10 protein-coding genes are annotated in these 9,631 nt (G+C 59.4%); 8 read left to right on the top strand and 2 right to left on the bottom strand.

Features of this window, described 5'->3' with window-relative positions:
- The first annotated feature begins 50 nt into the window (after positions 1-50).
- The 4 genes from BLS87_RS22755 to BLS87_RS22770 are packed head-to-tail and all read left to right on the top strand — an operon-like array spanning position 51 to position 2,216.
- A complete protein-coding gene (locus BLS87_RS22755) occupies positions 51-776 on the top strand; it encodes a hypothetical protein (protein ID WP_074755900.1) in 726 nt (241 codons plus the stop codon).
- Complete coding sequence (locus BLS87_RS22760; RefSeq protein WP_074755902.1) at positions 773-1,513, top strand: metallophosphoesterase; 741 nt, start codon at positions 773-775, stop codon at positions 1,511-1,513. The genes BLS87_RS22755 and BLS87_RS22760 overlap by 4 nt, the downstream gene beginning before the upstream one ends.
- On the top strand, positions 1,513-1,992 hold the full coding sequence (locus BLS87_RS22765; protein ID WP_074755904.1) for a hypothetical protein: 480 nt from the start codon (positions 1,513-1,515) through the stop codon (positions 1,990-1,992). Before BLS87_RS22760 ends, BLS87_RS22765 begins: the two co-directional genes overlap by 1 nt.
- On the top strand, positions 1,989-2,216 hold the full coding sequence (locus BLS87_RS22770; RefSeq protein ID WP_074755906.1) for a helix-turn-helix transcriptional regulator: 228 nt from the start codon (positions 1,989-1,991) through the stop codon (positions 2,214-2,216). The genes BLS87_RS22765 and BLS87_RS22770 overlap by 4 nt, the downstream gene beginning before the upstream one ends.
- 392 nt (positions 2,217-2,608) lie before the next feature.
- Here the strand turns inward: BLS87_RS22770 and BLS87_RS22775 are convergent, their stop codons facing one another.
- Both BLS87_RS22775 and BLS87_RS22780 read right to left on the bottom strand, forming a co-directional pair.
- The gene (locus BLS87_RS22775; protein WP_074755908.1) at positions 2,609-3,949 is read right to left on the bottom strand and encodes an ATP-binding protein; all 1,341 of its coding nucleotides are present in this window, start codon (positions 3,947-3,949) and stop codon (positions 2,609-2,611) included.
- On the bottom strand, positions 3,946-4,605 hold the full coding sequence (locus BLS87_RS22780; RefSeq protein WP_074755910.1) for a response regulator: 660 nt from the start codon (positions 4,603-4,605) through the stop codon (positions 3,946-3,948). Before BLS87_RS22780 ends, BLS87_RS22775 begins: the two co-directional genes overlap by 4 nt.
- 125 nt (positions 4,606-4,730) lie before the next feature.
- On the opposite strand from BLS87_RS22780, the gene BLS87_RS22785 reads away from it, so the two are divergent.
- From BLS87_RS22785 to BLS87_RS22800, 4 genes are all read left to right on the top strand, one after another.
- Entirely contained in the window at positions 4,731-5,201 is a 471-nt protein-coding gene (locus BLS87_RS22785; RefSeq protein ID WP_074755912.1) for a DUF2271 domain-containing protein, read from the top strand.
- Positions 5,202-5,225: 24 nt separating this feature from the next.
- The gene (locus BLS87_RS22790) at positions 5,226-7,421 is read left to right on the top strand and encodes a PepSY domain-containing protein (protein WP_074755914.1); all 2,196 of its coding nucleotides are present in this window, start codon (positions 5,226-5,228) and stop codon (positions 7,419-7,421) included.
- Positions 7,411-8,376, top strand: a complete 966-nt coding sequence (locus BLS87_RS22795; protein ID WP_074755916.1) for an FAD:protein FMN transferase — start codon at positions 7,411-7,413, stop codon at positions 8,374-8,376. Before BLS87_RS22790 ends, BLS87_RS22795 begins: the two co-directional genes overlap by 11 nt.
- A 260-nt stretch (positions 8,377-8,636) precedes the next feature.
- On the top strand, positions 8,637-9,569 hold the full coding sequence (locus tag BLS87_RS22800) for a cation diffusion facilitator family transporter (protein WP_074755918.1): 933 nt from the start codon (positions 8,637-8,639) through the stop codon (positions 9,567-9,569).
- Positions 9,570-9,631 lie beyond the last annotated feature (62 nt).

A 9,631-nucleotide genomic window follows, 5' to 3' on the forward strand; every position in this document is an offset into this window, starting at 1 on the left:
TGCGGCATCAGTCTTCGCCTGCGGGCCACGGTCGAATCAGGAGAACAGCCATGATCAAGCGCCGCGCAATTTCCGCGGCTGCCCTTCCTGCGATCGGCCAGCCATTCGTTGGCGGCTTCTACGCTGGTCGGATCTACTTCGGCGGAGCCGAATACGCGCTGATCGACTCAGGGCAGGAGTACGAGACCGCCGCCCACTGGTGGGATCACTCCGGCCCGCGCCCGCGCATTCGTGATGCCACCTCCCGTTTCGATGGCATGACCAACACCCTGGCGATGAGCAAAGAGGGCTGTACGATTGCCGCGAAGGTGCTGGGCATGAACATCCGCGGTTCCTGGGGCTGGCATATCCCGGCCATTGAAGAGCTGCAGGTGATCCGCTCCAACCTGCTGCAGCTCCCAGATTGGAACCACCGCATGGCCGCTGGGGCTCCGCAAGCCTTCAAGCAGACCCGGTACTGGTCAAGCACGCAGAAGGAAAACGCCGCTACGGCCTGGCTTATGAGCATGTACCCGTGGGCCATCCCGGACACTAACTGGGTTTCAGGCTGCAACGGCATCCGCCCGGTGAAGATATTGGCGATCAAAGAAACGCCATTCATTCACGCGCCACAAAACGCGGACGCGGAAAACGTGGCGCAGGATTTTTCAGGACTGTCCGCGAGCCCGGCGGTTGCCGAAGTGCTAGAGCGTTTCGTAAACGAGGACACCGGGCGTTTCTATGGCCGCACCGATGAACTGGTGGCCGCGCTTGCCGCGATCGGGAGTCAACCATGAGCATGATTCAGCGCTTCGACATCAACGCCACCGGCCGCGACTTCGCTGTCGGTGACATCCACGGCCATTTCACCAAGCTCCAGGCAGCGCTTGATTCCATCCAGTTCGACCAGGCGGTTGATCGCCTGTTCTCGGTCGGCGATCTGGTCGACCGCGGGCCTGAATCCGATGAGGTGGACGTCTGGCTGGCCAAGCCGTGGTTTCACGCCGTGCGCGGTAACCACGAACAAATGGTGATTGAGTCCCGGCGCTTCGATCCGGGCGGCGGCATGCGTGACATGCACTTGGCCAACGGCGGCGCATGGCTCTATGGCCGAAGCTCGAGCGAGATGGGCAGCTTTGCCGATCTGCTGGCCGATCTGCCGCTGGTGATCGAGGTCATGAACCCCGCCGGGGTGGTAGGGATTGTTCACGCCGACTGCGCCTATCAGAGCTGGAAGGAGTTCACCTGGGCTTTGGAAAACGCTGGGCCGAGTGAAGTGGATCATCTGCAGGCCGCTGCCCAGTGGTCGCGTACCAGAATCACATCGGATAACTACAACGGTGTCAGCGACGTGCGCGCAGTGATGGTTGGCCACACACCTACCCGCCAGCCGGCGGTGCTGGGCAACGTTTACCACATCGACACGGGCGCATGGCTACCGAATGACCGAGGTCACTTCACGCTGATCAACTTGGTCAGCCTGGAATGCACGCCGCCGATCAATCCAAAACTGTGTTGGGACCTGGAGGCGTGATGAGCGAAATCACCAGAGGGGTCATCGGTATGCCGCTGAAGCTGGCGATGTCCAGCGAGCTTTCCCGCCGTCAGTTTCACGCCTGTGCACAAAGCCTTCTCACTGAGCTGGAAGGTTATCGGCAAGGCGCACAGGCTGAGGCTGATGCAGGTGATGAGGCTCGCCGGGAGCTGAAGGATGCTAAGACCATGATCGAGATCCTTCGCAAGTTCAGCAATGAAATGCTCGGCGTGGCGTTCGAGGGAGGATATCTGGACGGCGCCGATGTTCAAGACATTGGCGTGCGCTGCGGCGTGCTGACGGTCCACGAAGTGAAAGAACGCTGCGGCGAAGTATGCGCCTGTGCCGAGTATGGCTTTCCAACGGAGTGCTATCGCAAGACCAGCGTTACGCAGAGCCGTGACGCGACAGTTTCCATGCATACGCAAAATCTGACGCGTCAGGCGTCCACTGAAAATGAGCTGGGAGAGACACCATGAGCAAAGCCAACATTCCCGTAAGCCCACGCGCGCGCATCCGTTTTGACGCCGCTTGCGAACTCCTTGGCGTGAGCCGGAGTACTCTCACCCGCAAGATCGCCGCCGACAAAACCTTCCCGCGCCCGATCAAAGAAGGGACCACTCGCCAGGCTCCGGTTTATTTCGTACAGTCGGAGATCGAGGCATGGGTTCAGGCCCAGATGGATGCAAGGAGCGTTGCGTGACCCTCAGCACAGCGCCACATTTTTTGTATGGTGGCGTGTATGGCTCGAAAAACAATGCACTCGCAGCCCAGCAAATTCATTGTTTTTCGAGTCTCCCTCGGGGCACCATCTGCAGTACATAGACGACTATCAGCGTCTACGAAACACACCCTTGAGCCCGCTAACTGCGGGCTTTTTGGTCTCTGGGGTTCCATCCCCGCCCCTCACCGCCCACTCCCACTGAGTGCAGTTCCCCTGCTGTTTCTGACGCAAGAATGGGACCTTACGGATATGCACCTTACCGCCTTGCAGATAAAAACCTGCTTCCCGACGGACAAGCCATACGTGCTCGCTCGTTGACAATTCGGGTATTGGTCTTCTGTTTTGCACCGATGACGGACAGACTCATCACCCTACGGCGAAGAGCACTCGACCAAGGGCAGTCGCACCATGGCCTCGAACCCGTCGACCTTGCCTGGTGCGGGCGATACCAGCATAAGGCTGCCTTTGACGCCCTGAACGATCGTATTGACGATCGCAAGGCCCAACCCCGAGCCGCTGACATCCGTGTTGCCGCGCACAAACCGCTCAGTGAGATGCTGCAGCACGACGTCCGGTACAACGGCCCCACTGTTGGTAACACGCAGCACGGCCTCGTCATCAAGGCTGACCTGTATGGCCTGATCTTGGGCCCCGTATTTAAGTCCGTTCTCTATCAAATTGCGCAACAGAATGCCGAAGGCGTCGGGGTCGATGGCCGAGTACAGACTGTGCCGGGCCGGTAGCGTCAGCATGATCCGCTGGCCGTGACTCCCGTTCCACTCTTCTACGCTGTGCGCCAGTAACGGGATGAGGTCTTTCGGGGCCTGCGATAACAAGCCGCCGCCTTCAGCCTTGGCTAACTGCATGAGCTTTTCGGACAGCCTGGCAAGGTCGTGCAGCGAGCCTTCTATTTTCCCTATTCGTGTCTGCAAGGCTTGCGGCGCTTCGTGACGCAGCCGTTGTACCTGAGCAAGCGTTGCCGCCAACGGGGTGCGTAATTCGTGGGCGCTGTTGGCGGTGAAGCTGCGTTCGGCTTCCAGCGCTTTGCGCATGCGCTGAAGCAAATGATTGACCGCTTCGGCAAGCGGATCAAATTCGGCCGGCAACTTGGCAGCACGCACGGGGGATAAGTCCCCGGCACCCCGTGCTTCGATCGCTCGGCGGTAGGCCAACACGCTGCGCAGGCTCACTCGCACAATCAACAGCGTACCAAGCCAACTGATCGGCACCAGCGCCAGCAACGGCAGCAGCAGGGCCAGCAAGGCTTCGCGCGCAGCTTCATCACGATGAGACAGCGGTTGTGCGACTTCGATAGTGAATCTGCCGTCCGGCATCACGGCCGAATAACGTCGGTGGTGAGTCGTGTTGGTGAAGCCTTCAACCGGCTGCGGGTTGAAGTCTTCCCGATCAGCGTCATGGGACTGCATCACGACGTGTCCATTCCCGTCGCGCACCAGGTAGGCCAGATTTTCCGTTCGCACGCCGGGCCCCTCCTCGGGCAGTGACGGCAAGTCTATGTGCTCGTGGCCTGCGGTCTGCGCAGCCAGTGGCAGAATACGCCGGGCCGTTTCTTCTAACGCGCTATCGAACACCTCATCCAGCTCGTGGCGCACCACCCACCAAGTGGCCAAGGTTGCTCCCAGCCATAACAAGGTGATCCCTAAGGTCAGCCCAAGGCTAAGCCGCTTTTGCAGGCTCGTCGAAGATTTCATGTCGGAATGAGCCGGTAACCCATGCCACGCACGGTCTCAATGAAATCGCGGCCGAGCTTCTTGCGCAACCGACTGATGTAGACCTCGATGGTGTTGCTCTCGATTTCCGCACCAAACGCGTAAAGCCGCTCCTCAAGCTGTGTCTTGGACAGCAATGCACTGGGCCGCTGGATGAACGCTTCAAACAAGGCCCACTCGCGGGCGGTGAGCTCAATGCTGTCACCCTGACGCGAGACTGTGCGCGCGCTCATGTCAATCTGCAGCCCTGCGACGTTTATTTGCGGGTTCGGATTGCCGCTGTAGCGTCTTGCTACCGCCGCCACCCTTGCCGAGAGTTCAAATAAGTCGAACGGCTTGACCAGGTAATCATCAGCACCGGCGTTCAAGCCGTCGATGCGATCGGAAATGCGATCCTGCGCCGTGAGGATAATCACCGGGGTGGCAACGCCAGCCATGCGTTGCTGCCGCAGGAAGTCCAGGCCACTGCCGTCCGGCAGCATGAGGTCGAGCAGTATGAGGTCGTAGGGTGTGGTGCCCATGCTGCTGCGGGCATGGGTTAGACGTTGTACCCAGTCCACGGCATGACCATCGTCGGCAATCTGTTCACGGACAGCCTCACCCAGCCCCGCCGCGTCCTCAACCAGTAATACCCTCATGGCAACTCCCTTATGTCGATGTGCAGAGCACCTTGAACGGTCTACATGAGGAGAATCTGAATATTCAGGTGGTTGTCAGGTTCAAGGTTCAGTCTCTGGTCTCAACGATAGAACAGGAGGCCACCATGAATAAGACAATCGCCGCTGCCTGCCTGGTGGGTGCCTTGGCACTGCCGGGCCTTGCCTTGGCGCGTGAAGTGACCATGACCACGCAACTAAAGGATTATGGCGGCAATGATGCCTACCTCGCGATCTACGTCGTCGATGCCGGCGGTCATTACCAGAGAACCTTGTGGGTGGCAGGCAAGAAGGCCAAGTATTACCGCCACCTCTCAGACTGGGCGCGTGCCGGCGGGCTGGTGCACAGCGAGTTCGATGGCGTAACGGGCGCTAGCGTGGGCAGTGGGCGCACGTTGAAGGTCAGCGTGGAATTGGCAGACACATTAATCGACGCCGGTTACCAGGTCCGTATCGACAGCGCGGTGGAAAGCCAGCGCGAGGGGCGATCAGAGATCACCGTTCCATTGACCAGGGACGGCGCAGGAAAAACGTCCAGCGGCACCGTTTATGTGAAGTCTTTCGTCTACGACTTGTAACCCGCCAGTGCCCGGAGGCTGAATATGCTGCGCCAGTTCCATTCATTGCCAGGTCTGATCGCCGCCTTGTTGGTCATGGTGTTGTCGATCAGCGGAGTGATCCTTTCGACCACTCCGGCGCTGGAGCGCTTGGGTGCGCCTCAGTACAGCGCCGGGCAAATCAATGTTGCGCAATTGGCCGGACGCGTAGCCGAGCACTTTACCGGTGTGGAGCAAATCCAGCGCAAGCCCTCCGGTGCTGTGATCGTTTCCTACACCCGCGACGGGAAAAGCGGCGCCGATCAAGTAGATCCCTCGACCGGCTCTGCGTTGGCCGCAGACGTTCCCTCACCGTTTTTGCGCGTGGTCAAGGATCTGCACCGTTCGCTGCTCATGGGTTCGGCGGGACGTTTCGTGGCCTGCCTGGGCGCGGTATTCATGTTGGTGTTATCAGTGTCCGGCGCCTTACTGCTGGCCCGTCGCCAAGGTGGCTGGCGCAAGCTGTTGCGGCCATTGCGCGGTAGCTTCAATCAGCGGTGGCACAGCGAAGTCGGGCGCCTGGCAATCGTAGGTCTCCTGCTCACCAGTGTGACAGGGGTGTACCTCTACGCTGTGACGTGCGGGGTGATCAGCGATGGCATACAGAACGAACTGCCCATGCCTGCGCCAATCGATAATGGGCCGGTGTTACCGGTCGAGCATCTGGCGGCCTTGCAGCAGCTCGACCTCAACGATCTGCGAGAACTGATCTACCCACTCTCCAGCGACCCGCAGGCCATGTTTACCTTGGAAACGGCTGACGGGGACGGTTACGTTGACCGAACTCACGGAGCGCTGCTCGCTTACCAGGCCCATACTGCGAGCCAGCGGGTATATGAATGGATTTATCTTCTGCACACAGGCGACGGCCTGTGGTGGGTGGGTTTGATCCTGGGCATTTGCGCCTTGAGTGTGCCGCTGATGAGCGTGACCGGGATGCTCATATGGTGGCGACGGCGCTCAGCCCTGCCAGCCTCATTGATTAACAGTGCGGCGGACTCTGCGGACTGCGTGCTGTTAGTGGGCAGCGAGAACAATACCACCTGGGGGTTCGCCCATACCTTGCACCAGGCCCTTATTCAGGCTGGTTACAGGGTGCACAGCGCGCCAATGAATCAGTTAGCCAACGACTATCGTGCTGCTCGATTGGTTATCGTGCTGACAGCCACCCATGGCGAGGGCGGCGCTCCTGCGTGCGCCAACCAGTTTTTACCTCGTCTGGCTCGCTCGGGCTTCATGCCGGGCATTAGTTTTGCGGTGCTGGGCTTTGGCGACCGACAATTCCCCGGCTTTTGCCAGTTTGCCGAAGACGTGCAGCAGGCATTGGTCGGCGCAGGCGGCTCACCGCTGCTGGAATTAGAGCGAATCAATCGTCAATCGGCCCAGGCGTTCACCCGATGGGGCGATGCACTCGGTGAGGCATTAGGGCAGCCAATCCGCTTGCAGCATAAGGTTCAGGGGCCCGCCACGCGCTGCTTGATATTAGTGGAGCGTGCGGCGTATGGCGCACAGGTGGGAGCCCCCACTCATATTCTGCGATTCCGATCCGATGGCCAAAGCGACGGGGCCGCCCTGCCGCGCTATCAGGTCGGGGACCTACTGGGTATTCTGCCGCTTGGTCAATCAGTGCCACGTTTTTACTCCCTGGCCAGCAACACCGAAGATGGCGTGCTGGAGATTTGCGTGCGCAAGCATGAACAGGGCGTCTGCTCGGGCTACCTTCACGCCTTGCAAGTGGGCGAGCCAGTGCAAGCCTTCATTCAGCCTAACCCGCAATTCCGGCCAGCGTCGGGAGCGCATCCCCTCATCCTGATCGGCGCGGGAACCGGGATTGGGCCCTTGGCCGGCTTCATACGACACAACACCGCGCGCGCACCCATGCACTTGTATTGGGGAGGCCGGCATCCCGCATCCGATTTCCTCTACGAACCCGAGCTCAAGAACTACTTGGCCGATAACCGTCTGACGGCCCTGCGCGCAGCATTTTCGCAAGCCAACGAGTGCCACTACGTGCAGGACACGTTGATCGGTGATGCTGCGCATTTGCGCCATCTAATCGGTAAAAACGCTCAGATCATGGTGTGCGGGGGCCGTGAAATGGCCAAGGGTGTGATGCACGCAGTCGATGAAATACTCGGCCCGCTGAACCTCAGCGTTCTGATTCTCAAGGCCCAAGGACGATACCGTGAAGATGTGTATTGAAGCGCAGCGCTACAGCCTCAATGGCGAAACCATGGGCACCCGTTACACAGCCGTTTTTTATGGCCCGGCTGGCTTCGACACTGCAGTCATCGCCCGCCGTCTGTCGCAGGCCGTGACCCAGGTGGATGAGCAGATGTCCACGTGGCGACCGCACTCCAATCTCAACCAATTGAACGCAGCAGACCTGCAACACTGGGTAGACGTTCCTCGTCAATTGGCGTGTGTCCTGGCCTGCGCCGAACGGGTCAGGCACGAGTCCGAGGGTGCCTTCGACATCGCGGTGGGTGATCTGTCCAGCGCCTGGGGCTTCGGGCCGAACGCGCCGACGATAACCGCTGAGACCCTCGAGCCATTGCCCAGGTCTGTAATGCGGGTGAGCAGAGCAGAACTTGTCGTCGACCTAGAACGCAACCGGGTGTGTAAACATCAACCCTTGGTCCTCGACCTCAATGGGATCGCCAAGGGGTTCGCGGTGGACGAAATGGCCCGCTGCCTCAACGAAGCGGGCATCACCCGTTACCTGGTCGGCATCGATGGCGAAATGCGAGCGAGCGGGGTTAAACCAGACCACACGCCATGGGTGATCGCGGTGGAGAAACCGTGCCGGGGTATGCGCGACGTCATGGGTGTGATGGAGCTGGCCGACGCGGCCGTTGCAACTTCAGGCGACTATCGCCATTGGGTCGATGTGGCGGGCCGCTCTTATGCACACACCATGAACCCCGTCAGTGGTTTACCTGCGAGCAATAATCTGGCCTCCGTCAGCGTGATTGCCAGCAGTTGCATGCTCGCTGACGCTTGGGCAACAGCCTTGATGGTGCTGGGTGAAACGCAAGGGGTGAACCTTGCCCGCCAGCGCCGTATGGACGCCTTGTTCATCGTCAGGGAGGGTCAGGAACTCCGGGAGATTTCAGTTGTTGGAGGGAAGTTGCAAACGAGTGTTGAAACTGAATAAGCATCAATTGCGCAAGCGCCCTTGATAGTTTGCAAGCGAATACGGGGAATGGTTTAACGCAACGGAATAAGTGATGGGAAACATTGGTATTTACATTTTTATAATTGAGCGCTGATAAAAAAGTTGGCTGTCCAGCAGTGGTCAATACGTGTTGCACACTTTCAACTTGAACTTTACCCTGCCCCCACGAATTAAATACCGTGCCGTCATCATGCTGTGATCCGGCGTGATAAGTATTATTCCCAACAGGAAGCAGGAAGATGGAAAGACAAGAGGCCTTTGACGACCCGGAAGATGAGGCTTTCAGCCCGGGCGAGCGCGCTGCGGCGGCTTCGCGCTGCACATGGGTGAGCGTAGGGGTCAACCTCATGCTCTCGCTGGTTCAGATTGTCGTGGGAGTGTTTTCCAAGTCCCAAGGGCTTATTGCCGATGGCATTCATTCGCTGTCCGACCTCGTGGCGGACTTTGTCGTGCTCTTCGCCAGCCATAAGAGCAAAGAAGCCGCAGACGAACGCCACCCGTACGGGCATCTGCGCTTCGACACGGCCGCCTCTATGGTGCTGGGCCTGCTGCTGCTGGCGGTGGGTATGGGCATGATCGGTTCTGCGGTGCTCAAGCTTGAGACTCCCGCCGACATCCCGACGGTGCATTCAGCCGCGCTGTGGGTCGCATTCGCCGCCTTGGTCGCCAAGGAGGCCTTGTTTCGCTTCATGCTCTCAGTGGCCAGGAAGGTCAAGTCCAGCCTGTTGGTGGCCAACGCCTGGCACGCGCGCTCCGATGCCGCCTCCTCGCTGGTGGTCGGGTTGGGCATCGCTGGCAACCTGGCGGGGTATCCCATCCTTGACCCCATCGCGGCCCTGGTGGTGGGCGGCATGATTGCCAAAATGGGCTGGGGCTTTGCCTGGGGATCGTTGCATGACCTGATGGATCGTGCCGCAGACGAGCAGGAAGTTGCGACGATCCTCGACACCCTGCAGCAAACGCCCGGTATCAGAGGCGTGCACGACCTGCGCACGCGAAAAATGGGGGACATGATTGTGGTGGATGCACATATCGAAGTGGACGCGTTCATCACTGTGGAACAAGGCCATGCCATCGCCGTGGCCGCTCGCGAAAATGTAATGCGCCGGCATCGTGTATTAAACCTGATGACCCACATTGACCCTTGGCATCGTCCTGATCTGGATCATTAAAATCGTGTAATTTGTCCGGCCCCCCTCACAGTTTTTCTTCCACACAGCAGAGCGCTGAAAGC

It is taken from the genome of Pseudomonas abietaniphila (genome assembly GCF_900100795.1).
Classification (GTDB): domain Bacteria; phylum Pseudomonadota; class Gammaproteobacteria; order Pseudomonadales; family Pseudomonadaceae; genus Aquipseudomonas; species Aquipseudomonas abietaniphila.